Annotated in this window: 16 protein-coding genes and 1 pseudogene; 6 read left to right on the forward strand and 11 right to left on the reverse strand. The window is 60.9% G+C overall.

Going from position 1 to position 20,622, the window contains the following annotated elements:
* Window positions 1–34 precede the first annotated feature (34 nt).
* Complete coding sequence (locus tag ABSE61_RS02880; RefSeq protein WP_423869553.1) at window positions 35–1,300, reverse strand: ATP-binding protein; 1,266 nt, start codon at window positions 1,298–1,300, stop codon at window positions 35–37.
* 132 nt (window positions 1,301–1,432) lie between these two features.
* On the opposite strand from ABSE61_RS02880, the gene ABSE61_RS02885 reads away from it, so the two are divergent.
* The 3 genes from ABSE61_RS02885 (at window position 1,433) to ABSE61_RS02895 (ending at window position 5,202) form a co-directional block, all read left to right on the forward strand.
* Window positions 1,433–2,077 carry a response regulator gene (locus ABSE61_RS02885; RefSeq protein ID WP_423869554.1) on the forward strand — a complete coding sequence of 215 codons (645 nt, stop codon included), beginning with the start codon at window positions 1,433–1,435 and terminating at the stop codon, window positions 2,075–2,077.
* A 528-nt stretch (window positions 2,078–2,605) separates the two neighbouring features.
* Entirely contained in the window at window positions 2,606–4,381 is a 1,776-nt protein-coding gene (locus tag ABSE61_RS02890) for a porin (protein WP_423869555.1), read from the forward strand.
* A 71-nt stretch (window positions 4,382–4,452) separates the two neighbouring features.
* A complete protein-coding gene (locus ABSE61_RS02895) occupies window positions 4,453–5,202 on the forward strand; it encodes an outer membrane protein (RefSeq protein WP_423869556.1) in 750 nt (249 codons plus the stop codon).
* A 66-nt stretch (window positions 5,203–5,268) separates the two neighbouring features.
* Here the strand turns inward: ABSE61_RS02895 and ABSE61_RS02900 are convergent, their stop codons facing one another.
* Window positions 5,269–5,523, reverse strand: coding sequence for a hypothetical protein (locus ABSE61_RS02900; RefSeq protein WP_423869557.1), 255 nt, complete (start codon window positions 5,521–5,523; stop codon window positions 5,269–5,271).
* Window positions 5,524–5,716: 193 nt separating this feature from the next.
* Window positions 5,717–6,157 (reverse strand): annotated as a pseudogene (locus ABSE61_RS02905) (TonB-dependent receptor domain-containing protein); the annotation flags it as partial.
* A gap of 1,047 nt (window positions 6,158–7,204) precedes the next feature.
* Here ABSE61_RS02905 and ABSE61_RS02910 point away from each other — a divergent pair.
* A complete protein-coding gene (locus ABSE61_RS02910; protein WP_423869558.1) occupies window positions 7,205–7,993 on the forward strand; it encodes a transporter in 789 nt (262 codons plus the stop codon).
* A gap of 13 nt (window positions 7,994–8,006) precedes the next feature.
* On the opposite strand, the gene ABSE61_RS02915 is transcribed toward ABSE61_RS02910, so the two are convergent.
* The 8 genes from ABSE61_RS02915 to ABSE61_RS02950 form a co-directional block, all read right to left on the reverse strand.
* Window positions 8,007–8,462, reverse strand: coding sequence for a MarR family winged helix-turn-helix transcriptional regulator (locus ABSE61_RS02915; protein ID WP_423869559.1), 456 nt, complete (start codon window positions 8,460–8,462; stop codon window positions 8,007–8,009).
* 32 nt (window positions 8,463–8,494) lie between these two features.
* A complete protein-coding gene (locus ABSE61_RS02920; protein WP_423869560.1) occupies window positions 8,495–9,199 on the reverse strand; it encodes an ABC transporter ATP-binding protein in 705 nt (234 codons plus the stop codon).
* Window positions 9,196–9,984, reverse strand: coding sequence for an ABC transporter ATP-binding protein (locus ABSE61_RS02925; protein WP_423869561.1), 789 nt, complete (start codon window positions 9,982–9,984; stop codon window positions 9,196–9,198). Before ABSE61_RS02925 ends, ABSE61_RS02920 begins: the two co-directional genes overlap by 4 nt.
* Window positions 9,981–11,864, reverse strand: coding sequence for an ABC transporter permease (locus ABSE61_RS02930; protein WP_423869562.1), 1,884 nt, complete (start codon window positions 11,862–11,864; stop codon window positions 9,981–9,983). Before ABSE61_RS02930 ends, ABSE61_RS02925 begins: the two co-directional genes overlap by 4 nt.
* A gap of 206 nt (window positions 11,865–12,070) precedes the next feature.
* Complete coding sequence (locus tag ABSE61_RS02935) at window positions 12,071–13,279, reverse strand: ABC transporter substrate-binding protein (RefSeq protein ID WP_423869563.1); 1,209 nt, start codon at window positions 13,277–13,279, stop codon at window positions 12,071–12,073.
* Between the two features lie 29 nt (window positions 13,280–13,308).
* Window positions 13,309–13,893: an amino acid synthesis family protein gene (locus ABSE61_RS02940; RefSeq protein WP_423869564.1), complete on the reverse strand. Its 585-nt coding sequence runs from the start codon at window positions 13,891–13,893 to the stop codon at window positions 13,309–13,311.
* Window positions 13,890–14,843, reverse strand: a complete 954-nt coding sequence (locus ABSE61_RS02945; RefSeq protein ID WP_423869565.1) for a UPF0280 family protein — start codon at window positions 14,841–14,843, stop codon at window positions 13,890–13,892. Before ABSE61_RS02945 ends, ABSE61_RS02940 begins: the two co-directional genes overlap by 4 nt.
* Entirely contained in the window at window positions 14,840–16,282 is a 1,443-nt protein-coding gene (locus tag ABSE61_RS02950) for a 6-hydroxynicotinate reductase (protein ID WP_423869566.1), read from the reverse strand. Before ABSE61_RS02950 ends, ABSE61_RS02945 begins: the two co-directional genes overlap by 4 nt.
* A 150-nt stretch (window positions 16,283–16,432) precedes the next feature.
* On the opposite strand from ABSE61_RS02950, the gene ABSE61_RS02955 reads away from it, so the two are divergent.
* A complete protein-coding gene (locus tag ABSE61_RS02955; protein WP_423869567.1) occupies window positions 16,433–16,924 on the forward strand; it encodes a (2Fe-2S)-binding protein in 492 nt (163 codons plus the stop codon).
* Window positions 16,924–20,481: a molybdopterin cofactor-binding domain-containing protein gene (locus tag ABSE61_RS02960; protein ID WP_423869568.1), complete on the forward strand. Its 3,558-nt coding sequence runs from the start codon at window positions 16,924–16,926 to the stop codon at window positions 20,479–20,481. The genes ABSE61_RS02955 and ABSE61_RS02960 overlap by 1 nt, the downstream gene beginning before the upstream one ends.
* Window positions 20,482–20,622: the final 141 nt, after the last annotated feature.

Here is a 20,622-nt window from a genome sequence, read left to right on the forward strand (position 1 = left end):
CCCACGATCGGGGCCACCGAATATTCTGCCTGCGTCAGCTCGGCGAGGACTGTGGGTTCACAGGCAGCCAGCAGCGCACCATGGTCCTACCTCCCTCGCGCAGCACGTCCAACTTCCCATCCAGCGCACGACTGCGATCGGACATTCCGGTCAACCCTCTGCCAAGCGAGACGTTGTCCGGAAATCCAATTCCATCGTCGGAAACTTCGATCGTCACGGCTTGATTGCGCATCGCGGCGACGACGCTCAACGTGGTCGCCTGCGCGTGCTTGATGACATTTGTCACTGCCTCTTGAATGACGCGGTAGATTGTTTGCGACAGCAAGTGATCAAGGGAATCCAGCCGGGGATCGAGCTCGGCGGAAGTCGTAACGGTCGGCAACGAGGTGTGAGCGTTTTGAAGCAGCGTTTGAATGCTTTTCTCAAGCCCCAGCTCTTCGAGATAAAGCGGGCTGAGCCCTTCAAGAATGCGGCGGCTGGCGTGCTGGACCGCCTCTGCGGCTTCTATGAGCTGATTGGACGGCGACTCTGGGTCCGTGGAAGATCCCGATAGCGCGATGGCGTTGGCCCTGATTGCAAACAGCAGCGGGCCGAGCTCGTCATGCAGCTCATTTGCGAGTTCCCGGCGCTCATCGTCTTCCAGCGACACGATCTTGCGCAACATGGTTCTGTTGTCCTGGGCCAACAACTTCAGCTTTCGCGCAAGCTGATTGGCCTCTTCGCAACTCTGTCGAATTTCCGGAGGGCCGAGGAGCGGAATCGCATGATCGTAGTCGCCCTGCTGCATCCGCGCGAGACCAGCGCCGAGCTGCTCGAGCGGCCGCAACGCCAGCGTGGTCGTCAGATAGGCACTGATGGCCGCGAGCACGAGCAATGCCGACCCCGACAAGACGATCGCGAGAAAGCCAAGCCACTTCTCGACGAGATCGGGCGTAAGATCAGGGACAAAAAGGATGTCGCCCGCCCGCTGCCGTCCAATGGTAATCGGGTGAGCGGTAGCGAGGTTGGGAATTCGCAGAAGGCTGACGAACCAGGCGGGAACCCCGTCGGTGGTAAGCCGTATTTTGGGTTTGCCTGGAGGAGCGTCCGCTTTGCGGTAGCGGATTGCATCTCCCGCTCCGATGCCATCAGCGAACGCGTCCAGCGCTTGCTGGGGGTTTACGGTCACCGCGAGCGCAGCGTTGAGACCGTTTGTCACGGTCCTCACCAGCGCTGCGGCATCCTCGCTTTCATTCTCGAATTGGTCAGGCGAGAATATTCGCAAGGCAAAGATGCCGAACAACAGAGTGGCTGCGATCAACGCTATAGTCGGCAGGAAAAGCCGAAACCGCAGAGGGAGCCTTTTCCACATAGACAATCCCGATTATCTAGAGAGATTCTATTCTACTGAATTTCGATCCGCGTTTATATCCGTGAAACACCCGCGGTTTCGATGTCGGAAAGTCAGAAATTGGCAACAAAGGTTTTGATCGTCGATGACCACCCGGTGGTCGTGTCGGGATGCAAGTCGTTGTTTGCTTCGGACTCCTCCGTGAGAATCGAGGGCGCCGGAAATGCCAAAACCGGCTACCTGGCCTTTCTGGAAAACAAACCCGACGTTACCGTTATCGATATCAAGCTTCCCGACGTTTCCGGCTTCGAATTGATGCGGCAAATTCGCAAAGAAGACCCCGACGCCAGGATCATCATGTTCAGCATGAACGACGATCCGGCCTTCGTGGTGCGGGCGGTTGAGATGGGTGCGCAAGGTTACCTTTCAAAATCGGACGACCCGCGGCTCTTTGTCAAAGCTGTTCTCAAGGTGGCTGCTGGAGAAAATTACATTTCGCCGCACCTGGCCGAGGCTGTCACCTTTTCGTCTGCCGCTGTCAAAGCCGACCCCGCCAACAGGATGACAACGCGTGAGTTGGAAATTCTGACGCTGCTGAGGCGAGGCGACAAGATCGCCGAAATCGCCGATGCGCTCGGCATCTCCTACAAGACGGTTGCCAACGCCACCTCGCTGCTCAAGCAGAAGCTTGGCGCAAAAAGTCATTCCGATCTCATCCGCCTCGCGGTGGAGATGAACCTGAGTTGACGCCGAGAGGTCAAACCGGCCGCATCCGGTTGCAGCCCCTGACATGATCTCCAGGCTGTGCGTTGCCGCATCAGGCCTCATGTCGGGGCTTGCGGTTGCCGCGCGCTGCCCTCGTCTCAAGCCGATCGCACGACGATTTCCATATCCTGCTCGCTTGGGTTGTCGGAAGCTCGACCGCACGGCTGCGAAGCGATTTATCAGATGTCGAAACCGCCAATTATTCCCGGCCTGACATGCCGCCTGATCCCAAATTTATTTCCGCAAAATCCCGTTACAACTTCCTATTGTTCCCGTCATTGGTATACATTATTCCTAAGTGTTGCTTTGACGACACAATATTTCTGCACCGCGACAAAATTTCACATAATCAAATAAATAATTGAAATCAAATATCTTTTTAGCAGATTCTGGCTGATGCCATTTCGCAGCTGCGCAGATTCCGCGGCCTCAGCACCGCGTTGACGGTATCAAGCGACCACGCCACGCTCCTCCCAAAGAATTAACTAATTTTAATAAGGGACGGAGAAGATGGGAAAACACGCACTGGGTGCAACTTTAGTCGCAGCAGGTTTGGTGTTCCACGCGCTACCTGCATCCGCCGACAAGCTCGACGATGTACTGTCGCGGCTTGAAGCGATCGAAAAGAACAACGCGAAGCTCGCGAATGAAAATGCCGCGCTGAAAGCACGGCTCAACAAGGTCGAAACCAGCAAGCCCAAGAGCACAGTCGCCGTCGAGCCTGCATCGACGGCCCCGCCGGTTTCACCTGCTGTCCGCGCGGTTGTCGCGATGCCCACGCCGCCGAGATCTCTTACCGCACCGGAGATCGACGCCAACGGGCACGGCTTTCTGGAGCACAAAAAGGGTAATCCGCTTACCTTCTACACCCCGGGCGGTGAGATCACCGGCTACGGCAATATCGACGTCTCGATCGACGACACCACCAAGAGCATGACCAATTTCGACCTCAACGGCTCTAGCTCGCCGGTCGGAAATTTCGGCTGGCTGCCGGCGATCGCCAGCAACAGTTCCTATCTCGGCGTGCGCGGCTTCCAGACTCTGCCGAACTTCCCGTTCAACTTCGTCTACCAGCTTGAAGTCGGCTTCGACGTTTCGGCCACGCCCGGCCTGAAGCAAAGCAACAGCAACATCAGCGATCAGGTCAACGGCGCGCTGTTTAACCGAAACACCTATATCGGCTTCGCGTCGCCCGAGTATGGCGCGATCAAGATCGGCAAGACGACGACCCCCTATTCCAACTCCACCGGTGGCTTCAATCCATTCGCGGGTCAGATCGGTGACTACCGGGTTATCATGGGCAACACCGGCGGCGACAATCGCGTCGAATTCGATACGAGGCTCGATCACTCGATCTGGTACGAATCGCCGACCATCGGCGGCTTCCAGTGGAACGCGTTGTTCTCGCCCGGTCAGAACCGCTCCGTCATCAACGACAACCTTCCGGCGGGCGGATCCGATTGTACCGGCGGCAACGACCCGACCTCTGGCGGCGATTTGCCGGTCAACTGTAGCGACGGTTCGTTCGGCAACGCGGCCAGCGGTAATATAAGTTACACCAATGGTCCGTTGTACTTGGTGGCGGCCGCCGAGTGGCACCAGAACGTCAACCGGCAGAGCGACGTCGCGGCCATTTATGGGCTGGCCAACAATGGCGTATTCAGCAGCGCAAGCAGCTGTCAGGCAGTCTCGAATGCCTCGGGATTGACTGGCGCAGCCGGCGCCAACTTTCTGCGCCTCTGCAACGAGGACGTCGCCGACGAATGGGCCTGGAAGGTCGGCGCCCTCTATACGTTCTCGACCAAGACCACGGTCGGCGCCATCTTCGAGTCGTTGCACCGTAACGATCCGGCCGAACTGCAATTCATTAACGAGCGCCAGCGCAACGGCACCTGGCTGTTCGTGACCCAGGAATTGACGCCGGTCGACAGCGTCAGCTTCGGCTGGGCCCACGCGTTCGCCGCGAACGGCGACCCCGGACAGCACAACTCCGCGACGCTGACAACGCTTGACGGCGGGGCCACGTTCGCGCCGAACGACAACCAAGCCGACATGATCACAGGAACCTACAAGCACAAGTTCGGACCGAACCTGACCTGGTACACGGCGGCTGCCGTGACCTTCAACGGACCGAGCGCGCACTACGACCTCGGCGCCGGCGGCCACGGCATCACCACCGACTGCCACGACGCCTCCGATGCAACGGGCGGCCTTGCTTCCAATCCGCATTGCTACACCGGCACCGTTCTCGGCGGTGTCTCCACCGGCATCCAGTGGAGGTTCTAATGCTTCGGCAGGACAAGAGCATGAATCCCACCCGCAAACAGACGTCAGCTAAACGCGTTCGAGAGACAACCATGACAAACAGCATCCTATTTAGCGCCGTCGCGGCTCTGGCACTCGGTTCGACAACAGCGTTGGCGGCCGATCTGCCGATGAAGGCGCCGCCGCCAGTCGTCATCTACGACTGGACCGGATTTTATATTGGTGGCTCAGGCGGCGGATCGTTCGGCGGCAGCAACCACGTCGATCCAACCGGCGCCAACCTTGTGGCGGATGGATTTAACGTGAAAGGCGGATTGATCGGCGGCACCGCTGGTTACAATTGGCAGATGTCTAGTCTGGTGCTGGGCTTCGAAGGCGACCTGTCCTGGGTCAGCGAATATGGCAGCCACAACGATAATAACAACATCGCTACTGGCGGAGCCTCGCTCGTCGCAGATCCGACGGTCCAAAGCTTCACCAAGGAAACGTGGCTCGCGACCGCCCGCGGTCGCGTCGGCTATGCCGTAAACAACCTGTTGTTCTACGGCACCGCTGGTTATGCCGGCGCGAGCGTTCAAGCCGGCATCAAAAGCGCCAACACCAATGTTCTGCTGGCCTCGGCAACAAGTACCCGCAGCGGCTGGACCGCGGGCGGCGGGCTTGAATGGGGATTTGCGCCGAACTGGTCGGCAAAGTTCGAATGGCTTTACATGAAATTTGACAGCGCGTCCTTCAACACGGCGTTGGGGGACGGCCCTCGCAGCTCCGTTCCACTCGACGACAACGTCGTCCGCGCTGGTATCAACTACCGCTTCGGCGGTCCGGTGGTCGCCAGATACTGACCGCGTCCTGGTTCAACGAAAAGCTCCGGCAAACGCCGGGGCTTTTTATTAGAAGGACACTGGTTTCTATTTGGAGATGACGTTGTCGGGATATCGACCGTCCCCGTAGAGGCCGCCGAAGCCTGACGGATAATGGCTGTATCCCTGGCTATAGCCCCATCGCAGCGCGTTCTCGACCGGCAGATTTGGATCGCCGGCGGCTGTCGTGCCCTGAACGGCGCCCCTGATATGACGCGTAGCCCTGTCCTGCGCCGATGCTGTCGCGATGAATGCAAGCATCAGCGACAACGCCGAAACCCCAATCAAACCGAACCTGTTCATGAGCTTTCTCCCTATCTATCGATCTTAGCTCAACACCGAAAGAAAGTCGCTAAGACAATCCATGCCAGCCAGCGGTGACCTCTCGCAAGCCGTATCATTCTCCTCTAATCAACGCCCTGAGCCTCGCAAATAGACCCGTGTCGTTCTCTAAATTCCATTTGAATCGATCGGCGCAAACAGCGGAAAGGCGCAACTATAATCTATAGGCTGCTTGCAGCTTGACCGTGCGGCCCTGGCCGGGGGAAATATTGTTATTGCCATCGGCCGATGCCCAGTAGCCCCTGTTGAAGATGTTTTCGATCGTGAGTTGGGCGCGCCAGTTACGGTCGATATTGGCATAGATGCCGGCGTCAAACCGGACAAATCCGGGGAGCCTGACCGTGTCGTCCGAAGAGGCAAACGAATCGCCAAAGTAGATGACGCCAAGCGCCGCGCCCCAGACCGGGGTAAACTGATATCTGTTCCACCACGCAAACTGGCTGTAAGGCACAAGCTGAACACGATTGCCCGGCACGACCGTCGCCGACGTCGCGTCCGTGATCTTCGCGTCCGAATAGGCATAGGCCAGCGACGATTGCCATGCCTGAGCCACGTAGCCGGCGAGGCTTGCTTCAAATCCCCGCGTCAACGTGCTTCCGGACGGGAAGAAGAAGGCGCGCCAACCGTCACCGGAGGCAGGTTACTCTGCGCTGGCTGCGATGGCGTCTGGGCTGACGCAGTGGTCGCCAGCAAGCCCAATACGATGGGCGCCTGCCATGTCTGGTTTAACCGGATTTCTTTTTTCGATTCGCAAATTCGGCCGGCGCGGTCGGACAAATTGCGTACCAAAGACAACGCCCACCGGTTTAGATCGTACTTCATCACGCCCCTCTTCTCGTCTCGAAAGCCACAGATGCTTTCGATGGCCGCGTGACGCGAACATTTCGAAAGCTCGCGGCCTCTAACACGCGAAAATTCGAGCGATTACCGGCTGAACCTTGGAATCATTTGAAGGGAAACTTCATTGAGAGATTCCAATTTTCGATAGGGAATAATTTTGATTTAAGTGTCGGAGCAGTTTTCGCCGATAGGACTTTCGGTCGATTGATCGCTGCGACGCCAGTGTTTTTCAATGGATTCCGCCGGGCACTAAAAAAGCGCTGCGAGGAAATTCAACGCAAACGGAGACCCGAGAATCTTCAACGCCGAAGAGACCGGCGCAGCAAAAACTCCGATGACGTGTGAGACAAATCGGCGCATATGGGGCAATTTGCCGCCTGCGCGGATCGACCGTCCGAAAGAGCGCTGATGGCGATCGCCCGGTCGTTTCAGCTACCGCACGGGTAGCCCAGTAATGCGGAGTTACTGAAGCAGCGAATCCACCGGCACCAGGAAAACGAAGACATACCCTTCGAATTCGCCCCGCGCCCGCTCGCTTCGCGGCGCGGCCTCCAGCTCCGCTGCTTCGCGGGTCGCTCTATGATGTCGTCATATCTTCCGTCGCGGAAAGACCGCCAAAAGAACGGCCGAACACCATTGTGGGACGCGCCAAAGACGGCTCGCGGCCTCCTTTTCAGAATCTGAAGGACGATCCGGAATAATCGATCAACGCTGTGGTTTATCGACGAGCCGTCACGCGGGTGTGGGATGCCGGACCCGCAAATGTGTGCGTGCGTAACAATGCGACGTGGTGAAGTGACCCGTGATAAACTTGGACGTTTGCAGCTGTCTTCTGGCCATCTCGGTGCTGTTGATCGTCACTGATGCTCACGCGGACACTTGTCCGCAATCGTCGGACGAAATCGCGACCGATCGGCCCGATGTCACCAACTCAAGTATCGTTGTACCTCTCGGAAGCCTGCAAAACGAAAATGGCGTGAACGTCAGTGCGCGTGACGGCAGACAAAGCGTGGACGGCACCAACAGCCGATGGCGATTGGGAATAGCCCCTTGCCTGGAAGTGCTGGTCGACCTGCCGACCTACTTTGCGAACGTTCATGGCGCCGGCGTATCCGGCTTCACCGATGTGTCGCCGGCGATCAAATGGCAAATCAGCCCGGTGCCGGGAAAGATCGATTTATCGATTGTCACGGGCGTCGCTTCGCCGACGGGTTCGGTTGCCATCGCAGGCCGTGGCGCCCAGCCTTACCTGCAATTGCCGTGGTCCTATGAACTGCACGACGGGTGGGGCATCAGCGGCATGCTCACCGAATTTTTTCGTCCCGACGATTTTGCGACCAGAAGCCTCTCTGAGGCGACCTTCGTTTTGGAGAAAAAGCTGGCCGAACGTTTCAGCCTGTTCACCGAATATGTCGGCGACTATCCCCAGGGTTCGATTTCGAGCCAGCTTTGGAATTCCGGTGGCGTGTTTCATCTGACCAGAACCCAACAGATCGATTTTCATTTCGCGGTCGGGCTGAACCACAGCTCGCCAAGCTATATCGTAGGCCTCGGATATTCGTTTCGCGTCGATGGACTGTTTCGCCAATAAGTTCGGCGTCGCCTCACCGCAGCCTGTCGAGCAACGACATAAGCATTTCGCGCTCGCGCGGATCGAGCGGCGCCAACGTCTCTCGCGTGATCGCCAGCGCATTGGACGCGACCCTTTCTGCCAACTGCTGCCCCGCGCGCGTCAGGCTGACGCGCAAACGGCGGCCGTCCTCGGGATCGGCACTGGTTTCGGTCAAACCGCGCGCGGTCAGGCGATCGATGACGCCCTTGATGGTGGCGACATCCATCGCGGTCAAACGTCCCAGCTGGTTCTGCGAGCACGGCCCGGCCTCGGCCAGTTTCGACAGCGCCGCCCACTGCGTCGGCGTCAATTCGGCGCCGATGTCGCGGGCGAAGATCATGGCGTGGCGCTGCGAGACCTGACGCAGGATAAAGCCGATCTGTTCGTCGAGCACGTAAGACGGCCGCAGCGGTTTGACACCGCGCTTCGCTGAAACTGCCCTGCTCATCGCCGCCCTTGTCACTTTCTAACGCGCCGCCGCTACAACGCCAGATGCGCGTCGCGGATATCCGGGCGCGCATCGAGCTCGGCCATGGTGCCGGAAAAGCAGATGCGGCCACGTTCGATGATGTAAGCGCGGTCGGAAATCAGCCGCGCGAAATGCAAATTCTGTTCGGAGACCAGAAGGCTGACGCCTTCCTTCTTCATGGTCAGGATGGCTTCGACCATCTGCTCGACGATCTTCGGCGAAAGACCTTCGGAAGGCTCGTCGAGCAGCACCAGCGACGGATTGCCCATTAACGTGCGCGCGATGGTGAGCATCTGCTGCTCGCCGCCGCTCATGCGCCCGCCCGGCCGTCCCCGCATTTCCGCAAGATTGGGAAACAGCGTAAATAGCCGCTCGCGCGTCCATTGCGGCGCATTTTCCCGTGGCGGCTGGCGGCCGACTTCGAGATTTTCTTCAACCGTCAAATCCGTAAAGATACGACGCTCTTCCGGCACATAACCAAGCCCGCCGCGTACGATCGCATGCGTCGGCAGATTCGAGATGTCGTGGCCCTCGAACTGGATGCGGCCTGAACGCTGCGCGACCAGCCCGACGATCGAGCGAAACGTCGTGGATTTTCCGGCGCCGTTGCGCCCGAGCAGCGCGACCGCCTCGCCCTCCCCGACGTCGAGCGCGACGTCAAACAGGATATGCGCCTGGCCGTAATGGCTGTTGAGTTCCTCTACGGAAAGCTTCATGGCGCGCTCTCCTCCCGATGACGCGCGTCGTAGAGCAGGCCTTCGCCGAGATAGATCGCTCGCACCTCCGCGTTACGCCGGACTTCTTCCGGCGAACCCTCCGCAATCAGGCTGCCGCGATTGAGTACCAGAATACGGTCGGCGTGTTCAAACACGACATCCATGTCGTGCTCGGTGAAGAGAACCCCGATCGATTTTTCCTTGGCAATTTGCGCGGTGAGCCGCATCAGCTCAACGCGTTCGCGCGGCGCCATCCCGGCGGTGGGCTCGTCCATCAGCAGCAGTTTCGGCTGGTTGGCAAGCGCCACCGCCAATTCGAGCCGCTTGAGATCGCCATAGGCCAGTTCGCCGCTCGCGCGTGCCGCGAAACCGCCCATTCCGACGAGTTCAAGCAGGCGGTCCGCCTCGTCTTGCGCATATCGCGGCAACGAGGCGGTGAGATTGAACAGTCTATGACCATGAGAGGACAGCGCCACCTGGATGTTCTCGCGCACCGTCATGGTCGGGAATGTCGCGGTGATCTGGAAGGTGCGCCCTACGCCGAGCCGCCAGACCTCGCGCGGCTTTAGACCGGTCGTGTCCCTCCCCAGCACATGAACCCGGCCCGCATCGGGTGCCGTCTGGCCGTTGAGCATGTTAAAGCAGGTAGACTTGCCGGCGCCATTTGGCCCAATCAGCGCCAGGATTTCGCCCGCTTGAAGCGAAAACGAGACGCTACGCACGGCATGGACCCCGCCATAGGACTTACTCAATCCCTCGACCGACAAAAGTGGCTGAGTGCTCATTCGGCAGTCTCGATATGCGAGGCGAGAACAGCGGCCTTGGCCGAGGACGGACGTCGATGGCGGATCAACTCCATCACACCGACGATGCCTTTCGGGAAAGCCATGACGATCACCACGATAAAGCCGCCGAGCACGAGCTTCGACCATTCGGTCTGGCTCACCAGCCAGATCGAGAGCGCCTTGTAGACGACGGCGCCGACGATCGCGCCCGAGACCGTCTCGACACCGCCGAGCAACACCATCACCAGCGCATCCACCGACAGCGGAATACCGAGGACATCCGGAAACACGCTGCCCTTGAGATAGGCGAACAGCGCGCCGCCAATTCCAGCGAAACTGCCGGCAATGACGAAGGCGCTCCACTGGATGCGCTTGCCGTCGATGCCGATGGCCTCGCTGCGCAGCGGAGAATCACGGGTTGCCCGCAGCGCAAAGCCGAACGGCGAGAAAGTGATAATCCGCAGCGCGCCGACCGCCAGCGCGGCAACAGCCAGTGACAGCCAATAAAAGTGCGAAGGACTCCCCGCCCATCGTTCGGGCCAAACGCCGAGAATGCCGTTGTCGCCACCGGTGAGACCCACCCACTGGAACGCGACCGACCAGACGATCTGCGCAAAGGCGAGCGTCAGCATCGCAAAATAGACGCCGGATAGTTGTACGGCGAAGAAGCCGAACACGGCGGCACCCAGGAGACCGAGCACAGGGCCGAGCAGAAGCGCTGCGATCATCGGCAGGCCGGCAAGCTTGGCTGCGAAAGCCACACCATAGGCGCCAAGTCCGAAATAGGCCGCGTGTCCAAAAGAGGCGAGCCCGCCGGCCGACATCAGGAAATGCAGGCTGGCAGCAAAGATCACGAAGATCGCAATTTCCGCTCCGACCGTGAGTGCATAATTGCCCGCAAAGAACGGCAGCGAGGCCGCGAACATGAGCGCGACAACAGCCGCGATGCGTTCATTCCCGGTCAAGATCCGCCAGGGATTGACGGTCAATCCCGGCGTGCGACGGGCCGCAGCTTCGGCCTTGCCGAGCAACCCCCAGGGCCGCACGATCAGCACCACCGCCATCACCAGAAACACGAGGATGATCGATATCTTTGGAAAGACCAGGATGCCGAATGCATTCAATTCAGAAACCAATACCGCCGCCACAAAGGCGCCGACGACGCTGCCAAGGCCGCCGATCACTACGACGACAAAGACATCGACGATGATCCGCAAGTCCATGGCGTGATGGACGGCATCGCGCGGGATTTGCAGGGCGCCGGCAAGTGCGGCCAGAAACACGCCGAGTGCAAACACGGATGTGAAGAGCCATTTCTGGTTGACGCCGAGCGCTGCCACCATGTCACGGTCTTGGGTCGCGGCGCGAACGAGAACGCCCCAGCGGGTACGCTGAAACACCAGCCACAGCAGGCCGAGCACCGCCGGCCCCAACACGATCAGGAACAGATCGTAGCTTGGAATTTTCTGGCCGAAGAAATCGAGCGCGCCTTTCAAGCCGGGCGCACGCGGACCGACCAGATCGTCCGGCCCCCAGGTCAGCACCACCAAGTCTTCGACCATCAGCGTCAGGCCGAAGGTCGCCAGCAACTGGAACAGCTCCGGCGCATGATAAATCCGGCGCAGCAGCAGCATTTCGACGACAACGCCGATCGCTGCCACGATCAGCGCCGCCGCCAGGATACCGCCCCAAAATCCGAGCGCACCCGAAAAGCGTTCGGTCAGCGTGAAGGCCACATACGCGCCGAGCATATAGAACGCGCCGTGGGCGAAATTGACGATCCGCGTGACGCCAAAGATGATCGACAGGCCTGAGGCGACCAGAAACAGCGAAGCGGCGCTGGCAAGACCGGTCAGGAACTGAACGATATAAAAGGCCATGGGCGAGTTTGCTTTCTTATCCCTCCCCCGCGGAACGCGTGGGCAGGGAAGGCCGAAGCGAAGCGTAGGCCAGGGTGGAGGCGATATGTGGAGAGGCCCCCCACCCCGACGTTCGCCTCCGGCTCACGTCGACCTCGAGAGCGAGCTTGCTCGCCTCGGACCCCACCACTCGCTACGCTCGCGGGTCGAGGGATAACAAAGAGCGGTCACTCCTTCGGCCGCATCTTTTCGACTTCCGCATCACCAGGCAGATAATCAGAGCCCTTGCGATAGACGGAATCGACCATCACACCCTTGCCGTCCTTCAGCGCGGTCTTGCCTACGAAAGCGCCCAGCGTCGACTGATGATCGATCTTGCGGAAAGTGATCTCGCCGAAGGGCGATGACAGCGACAGGCCTTCGGCCGCTGCGATCATCTTCTCCGGATCGGTCGAATTGGCTTTGGTAAGAATCGCGGCCGCCGCCTTGATGGTCTCGTAGCCGACGATCGAACCGAGCCGCGGATAGTCGTTATACTTGGTCTGATACGCCTTGAGGAAAGCGTCGTGCTCCGGCGTCTTGATCGAGTACCAGGGATAACCGGTCACGATCCACCCCTCCGGCGTTTCGTCCTTGAGCGGATCGATATATTCGGGCTCGCCGGTGAGGAAGCTGACCACCGCACGATCCTTGAACAGGCCGCGGGTGTTGCCTTCGCGTACCAGCTTGACGAGGTCGGCGCCGAATTCGACATTCAAGATGGCTTCGGGGTTGGCGGCGGCAACCGCCTGCACCACCGGGCCCGCATCGATCTTGCCCTGCGGCGGCCATTGTTCCTCGACCCATTGAATGTCCGGCCGCTTCTCCGACATCAGCTTCTTGAACACAGCGACCGCCGACTGACCGTATTCGTAGTTCGGTGCGATCGTCGCCCAGCGCTTGGCCGGCAATTTCGCGGCGGCCTCGACCAGCATCGCGGCTTGCATGTAATTGGAGGGGCGCAGGCGGAATGTGTAGCGGTTGCCTTTCGACCAGGTGATCGCGTCGGTCAAAGGCTCGGCCGCCAGGAAAAACACTTTCTTCTGGTTGGCGAAATCGCTGACCGCGAGCCCAATGTTGGACAGGAACGTGCCGGTCAGCATCGCGACGTTTTCGCTTGATACCAGCTCGTTCGCCGCAGTCTGCGCGTCGGCCGGCTTGCCGCCGTCATCCTTGGAGACGACGACCAGCTTCTTGCCGTTGATGCCGCCGGCCGCGTTGATTTCTTCAACCGCAAGCTGCCAACCCTTGCGATAGGGCTCGGTGAAGGCCGGCAACAGCGAATAGCTGTTGATCTCGCCGATCTTGATCTCGCCGCTTTGGGCAAAAGCGCCCTGCGCAAACCCTGCGAGGGTCAAGGCCAGTGTCGCGCCCAGTAATCCGTTGCTTCTTTGCATGCCGAACCTCCAGCGTTGATCCAATAAAGTTATCGCAATCCGTCTTCGCCCTTGACCTCGCCGACCGTCAAGCCGCCGACCCGCGGCAGCGGTCGGCCGCTGTCGGTGACGGCGAGCGCGACCATGATCTCGTTGGCGCGCGGCGCATCGTTGATCTGCACTTCCATGCCATCGAAATGGCTCCTGACAAAGGCCGCGTCTTTGTGACCGAGCGGGATATCCAGCGTCGTGCCGGGGCCGCTGCGCTTTTTCGAGGACGGTATCAAAGCCGCCCCCTTGCCGAGGCGTTTGCGCACCGGCGCTCCCATCTTGGGATGCAAGATCGCTGCCGCATGCTCCAGCTCGCCATTTTCGCCGACGGCCGCGGCCTTGCCATAGCTATGCACCTTCGTGCCGTCGATCCCCAGGGCTGCGACCGCCTTTTGGGCAAGCAGGTCGCCCAGTTCTTCACCTATCGCGATCAGCGGCGAAAGGTCCTCGACAAATCGGCCGGCAAAGGGATTTTCGATCACGGCGATCGCGGCCGCGCGTCGCGTCGGAGGGCTGACGCCCTGCCCCATCTCCATCAACGTCTCTTCGACGACAGTCACGATCTTGCGTATCACCACGCTCATGGATGGGCACTCTGTTGAACGGATACGAGAGACAAATATCGCTCAGGCGGGATCACACTTTCACCTGCCGCAAGTTGAGACCGATGAAGAACATTTGCGACGTTGCTTGGCAAGCTGACGACGCGGATTTCGCCTTTCAAATGTAGCGCAACCGCCTCGATCAGGCCGCGGCCGAGCCATTGGCGGGCCCTAGCATCGCCGGCATCGAGCGCCGCGGCTATCTCGGATTCATCGAGGAAGCCGATATCTCGCGTCACCAGGCGCGACCCGAGATCGCTGTCGGGCTGCAGTTCGTCGGCCGGGCATCGGACGATCGCGGGATGGCCGGGCAAATCGACGGCATTGGCAATGATCGTGGCGGCGGCATCGGCTTGCGTGGCCGTGCGCGCCATTACCGTCACTGCATCGGCAATGCCGAGCGAAAAACTGCGCCCGCGCCATCCGCTGGTCGCGATGCCCCGTATGGGGTCATCAGCACGGACTTCAGTCGTTCGCACCAGGCCACACTTATCTGGACGATCGATCAGACCAACGGTGAACGCTTCGCCCTCGGTCAAATGCAGGGCGATATCGCCGCCGTTGTTGACGTAAGCGCGGGTCAGCGGCGCGGCCCGAACCAGGCTCTCGAGAATTTCCTCCGCGACGCTGCCGGCGACCGCCGCCATCGGCGTAATGAAATGATCCGCGGCGAACGGCGCCACAGCGGCATGCATGCGTCGCGCAACGGTGCCCTGCAACTCGCATCGCAAGGGATCGGCCGCCATCCTCAATAGAGACAGTTCGTCACAGAGTTCATCCAGCAGACCGGTGAAACGGCTGGTCGCGGCGGCATAGGCAGTGCGCCTGTTGGCGGCGCTGCCCTCCGCCTCCACGATCAGATCAATCGGGCCATCCTGCAGATGCAGCCGCTTGCCGTCCCGGAGCCATCCGACCTGCGGCTGCCGCGTCATGGTCGCGCTCCCGTTTTCGGCGGTGTCACCAGACGGGTTTCGTTGGCCGTCAAGGAAGCCAGCGGGCGAACATGATCCATGTGGCCGCCAAGGGCGGCGTAGTCCGACAACCGCATCGTGAACTCGATCGGCGCGACCAGCGCCGGTGTCGGCACATAGCCGAACGCGCCGGCCGGCAGCCGCGTGACATCGACCATAAACGTGATGCCGCCGCCCGGCCAGACATAGACCGGTGCGCCGCCGCTCGTGACGCGCGTGAGCGCGTCCTTGACCGAACGCGTCAGCCGCACCGGGTTGTCGGTGACGCCGGCGCGCAGCGAACCGCCGGCGCCGCCCATGAACAGTACCGTGCACAATGCCGGTTCGCAGTTCTCCTGAATTCGTTCGACCGAAAATCTCAGATCCGCGGGCATCGTCTTCTCGACCGGCTGCAAGTTTTCGTCGAGTTCGTAGTACGCGGCATGTTCGCCCGTCGTCGACACCATCAGAAGCGTCGTGCCGGGCTTGGCGACTTTCGGGTCAAACGGCCCCAGAATCGTCAACGGGTCCGAGATCTGCGTGCCACCCCAGCCGGTGCCGGGCTCGGCGACCTGGAAATAGCGCCCGGGCGTCGAGCGCCGCCCCTTCATCTTGATGCCGGTATCGGCAATATCCAGCACCTTGCCCGCCTGATGCTCGCTGAGCACGCCCGTGATGTGATCGTCGACGACGACGACATCGTCGACCTTGCCTTGCCATTGCTTGGCGAACATGCCGATCGTGGCCGAGCCGCAGCCCACTCTCATACGCTCTTCGGCGACGCCGTTGACGATCGGCGGCCGCCCGGCCTGCACCACCACGGTCGCGCCGCCGTCGATGGTGATTTCTACCGGCTTGCAGTTGCTCAAATCCATCAGCGCGTCGCAGGTGACGCGGCCTTCTTTCTTCGAGCCGCCGGTCAGATGATGGACGCCGCCGAGCGACAGCATCTGCGAGCCGTATTCGCCTGTGGTGACGTGCCCCACCGCCTCGCCCTGCACCCGCACGGTCGCAGTTTCCGGGCCGAGGAAACGGTCGGTGTCGATCTTCACCTTGACGCCGCAATAACTGAAAATGCCTTCGGTGACGACCGTGACCATATCGACGCCATCGATTTCCGAGGACACGATGAAAGGCGCCGGTTTGTAATCGGGATAGGTGGTGCCGGCACCGATCGCGGTCACGAACACATCCGGTTCGTGAACCAGCTTGCCGTCCCAGTCGCCGCCGGCCTGAAACGGCACCAGCCGTCCGCCATGCGAGACCGTCCGCTCCAGCAAAACATGGGGGTCGACGCGCACCAGTTGGCCGTCGTGATTGGCGTAGCGGTCGCACGCGCCTGCCGCGCCCGGCTTGATGTAGCACATCACGGGGCAGGCATCGCAGCGGATCTTGTCAGAGGGCGTCGTGTCAGTTGTCATGCACGGAGCCAGTTTCATTCGTACACGAACGATTTTGCGCGCGCGTCAAAAGACTGTCAAGCGCGTTTGGGTGGCAGCGTGGCAAACTCTTGCACGTTTGTATGCAAACGGTATTCTCAAAACACCCTTTAACGACCTGCACGAGCGCTCTTGGCCCACTGGAAGCAAGCTCCGATCCGCCTCTCTGTCAATGGCCGGATCCACGACGTCGGCGCCTCTTCCGATACCGCCCTGCTCCATGTGCTGCGCAACGACCTCGAACTGAACGGACCGAAATACGGATGCGGCCTTGGCGAATGCGGCACCTGCACCGTGCTGATCGACGGCGTCGCGGCACGCTCCTGCGTGATCCCGATCGAAGGCTGCGGTGGCCGCGAAGTCGTGACGCTTGAAGGTCTCGGCTCGCGTCACGATCCTGACCCCGTGCAGGAAGCGTTTATCACGGAGAACGCCGCGCAATGCGGCTATTGCCTCAACGGCATGATCATGACGACCAAGGCGCTATTGATGCGTAATCCGCATCCGACCGAACAAGAGGCGATGGAAGCGCTACGCTACAATCTCTGCCGCTGCGGCGCGCACATGGAGATCATTCGCGCGGTGATGCGCGCCGCAGGTAACGCGGTCGAGGCGCGCGATTGATGAGCGCATCCGGCTCTTCTGATGACAACGGAGATCGGCAGGGAACGCTGACAGTGGTGCGTCCGGCCGCTGCCGGCACGAACCATCCATTCGAGACTTTCATCAAGATCACCGCGGACGGCTCGGTCACCGCCTATAACGGCCATGTCGATCTCGGCACCGGCATCCGCACCGCGCTCGGGCAGATCGTTGCCGAAGAACTCGATGTATCCTTTGCGCGCGTCGTGGTGGTACTCGGCGACACTTCGCGTGTTCCCAATCAGGGCCCGACGATTGCGAGCGAAACCATCCAGATTTCGGCGGTGCCGCTGCGCAAGGCCGCCGCCCAAGCGCGGCTATTTCTGATCGCGCGCGCCGCCGAGCGGCTCGAACTTCCGCTGGAAGACCTCGCGATCGAGGACGGCCTCGTTCGTGGGCACAACCGCAGCATCAGCTACGGCGAGCTGATCGGCGACGACACCATCCGGCTCGAGCTCGCCGATCATGTCGACGTCAAATCCACCGACGCCTATCGCATCGTCGGCCAGTCGGTGCCGCGCGTCGATCTTCCGGCCAAGGCGACCGGAGAACTCGTCTACGTCCATGACATCCGCGTGCCCGGCATGCTTCATGGGCGCGTGGTGCGCCCACCATATGCTGGCATCGATGGCGGCGATTTTATCGGCACGAGTCTCATCGACGTCGATGAATCCTCGGTGCGCGATATCCCCGGCCTCGTCGCGGTGGTGCGGATCGCCGACTTTGTCGGCGTCGTCGCCGAGCGCGAGGAAAATGCAATCAAGGCGGCGGCAGCGCTCAAGCTGACCTGGAAGAAGGTGCCGACGCTGCCGGACTTAAGCGACATCGAGACCGCGCTGCGCGCCAATCCATCGACGCCGCGCACGTTGATTGACAAAGGCGATGTCGATGCGGCGCTGAGCCAGGCCGCAAAGCCGATCGAACGCACTTACGTCTGGCCTTACCAGATGCACGCATCGATCGGGCCGTCCTGCGCGGTCGCGGACTTCAGCGAAGACCAGGTTCGCGTGTGGTCCGGCACGCAAAATCCCCACACGCTGCGCGGCGACCTGGCGCTGCTGTTGCGGCGCCCCGACTCCGACATCGAGATCATCCGGATGGAAGCCGCCGGCTGCTATGGCCGAAACTGCGCGGACGACGTCTGTGCCGACGCAGTGCTGCTGTCGCGCGCGGTCGGCCGTCCGGTTCGCGTGCAGTTGACGCGCGAGCAGGAGCACGTCTGGGAGCCGAAGGGCACCGCACAGCTGATCGACGTCAAGGGCGGATTGAATGCCGATGGCAGCGTTGCGGGTTACGATTTCGCAAGCCGCTATCCATCCAACGGTGCGCCGACGCTGGCGCTACTGCTGACCGGCGCGATCTCGCCGACACCTCTGGTTTCGGAAATGGGCGACCGCACCGCGATCCCGCCTTACGACTACGACCACTTACGCGTGGTGGTGCATGACACGCCGCCGATCATGCGGGCCGCCTGGCTTCGCGGCGTGTCGGCGCTCCCCAATACGTTTGCACATGAATCCTACATCGACGAACTCGCCAGCGAAGCCGGCATCGATCCGATCGAGTATCGCCTGCGCTACCTGAAAGACCTGCGCGCGGTCGATCTCGTCAAGGCCGTCGCCGAGCGCGGGGACTGGCAGCCGCGCCCGGTGCGGCGGGAAAAAGAAAGCGAGGGCGACATCGCGCACGGCCGCGGCTTTGCGTATGCGCTCTACGTTCACAGCAAGTTTCCGGGTTATGGCGCGGCATGGTCGGCCTGGATCGCCGACGTTGCGGTCAATACAACTACCGGCGATGTCAGCGTGACCCGGGTGATCGCAGGTCAGGATTCCGGTCTGATGATCAACCCGGATGGCGTGCGCCATCAGATCGAAGGCAACGTCATCCAATCGACCAGCCGCGCGTTGATGGAGCAAGTCTCGTTCAGCGGTGCTTCGATCACGAGCCGCGAATGGGGCGCCTACCCGATCATCAAATTCCCGGAGCTTCCCAAGATCGACGTGTTGATGCTGCCTAGAGCCGATCAGCCGCCGCTCGGCGTCGGCGAATCCGCGTCCGTCCCGAGTGCAGCCGCCATTGCCAACGCCATTTATGACGCGACCGGGGTGCGCTTCCGCGAACCGCCTTTCACACCGGAACGGATTCTGGCGGGATTACGCGGCGAGCCAAACTCGCACCGCCAGGCGCTGCCCTCACCGACTTCGGCGCCTGCGAACTCAAACCGCTGGTCAAATCCGTTTGCGCGGCGGCGAAACGTCTTCGCCACCGCCGCTGCCCTTGTCGCCGGCGGTATCGGTATCGCCGCAGCGATGTTGCCGTGGCGCTCGATCGCGCCGATCGCCAGGCCGGACGCTTCCGTGTTTTCAGCAGCCACCATTGAACGCGGCCGGCAACTGGCGGCCCTTGGCGACTGCGCGATCTGCCACACCTCGATCAATGGCGTGCTTAATACCGGCGGCCGTACCTTAGAGACGTCGTTCGGCACCATCTACAGCACCAATATCACCCCCGACGTCGACACCGGGATCGGCAACTGGTCGTATCCGGCCTTTGAGCGCGCGATGCGCGAGGGCATCCATCGCGATGGCAGGCAGCTCTATCCCGCGTTTCCCTACACGCATTTTGCGAAGGCCAGCGATGCCGATTTGCAGGCGCTGTACGCCTTCCTGATGGCCGAGATGCCGGTGAAAAGCGAAAATCGCGCCCACGCGCTCGCTTTCCCCTTCAACTGGCGTCCGTTAATCGCAGGCTGGAACGCGCTATTCCATCACGCTAAACCGTTCACGCCAGACCCGAAGCAATCGGCTGCGTGGAATCGCGGCGCCTATCTGGTCGAAGGCCTCGGCCATTGCGGCGGCTGTCATTCACCGCTCAACGCATTAGGGGCTGAAAAGGCCAGAGCTTATCTGGCCGGTGGTTTGGCCGAGGGCTGGGAAGCCCCGCCTTTGACCTCGCTCTCGCACGCGCCCATTCCCTGGAACGAGGACGAACTGTTCGCCTATTTGCGGACCGGCACTTCCCGCTTCCACGGGGTGGCCGCGGGCCCCATGACGCCGGTGGTGCAGGAGCTGAAAGCCCTGCCGGACGAGGATATCCGCGCCATGGCGACCTATCTTGCTTCCTTCAACGAAACCGCGGGCGGAACACCAGCCCAGGAGGCTTTGGCTGCCGAGCTTGAACGGACGACCGGCACGCGGATCGTCGCGATATCGCCCGCCGGGCAGCGCTTTTACGAGGGCGCCTGCGCCGTTTGTCACGCGGTCGGCGGTCCTCCTTTGTTCGGCAGCCGGCCTTCTTTGGCGCTCAACAGCAACGTGCACGCGGCTACCCCCGATAACCTGATCCAAGTGATCCTGCACGGCATCATGGCCCCGGTTTCGAGTGATCTCGGCTATATGCCGGCCTTCCGGGACAGCCTGTCCGACGACCAACTGGCGGAACTCGTCTCATATCTCCGGCAGCAATTTGCGCCGCAAAAGCCGGCCTGGACGGGGGTTCGGGACACCATCATGCGTATCCGGCAAGGCAACGCAGGCTAAAACCCACCAAAGTCCCGGTTCTGACATTCGTATGCATCGGCGAGTTCGTTTACGAATGTCAAAATCCAAGGGACACTGGCAAATATATGATTCCAGTGCGGTTTTGGCTTTGATATTCGCTTGGACGGACCGCGGAAACAC

The organism is Bradyrhizobium sp. (genome assembly GCF_049519115.1).
Classification (GTDB): domain Bacteria; phylum Pseudomonadota; class Alphaproteobacteria; order Rhizobiales; family Xanthobacteraceae; genus Bradyrhizobium.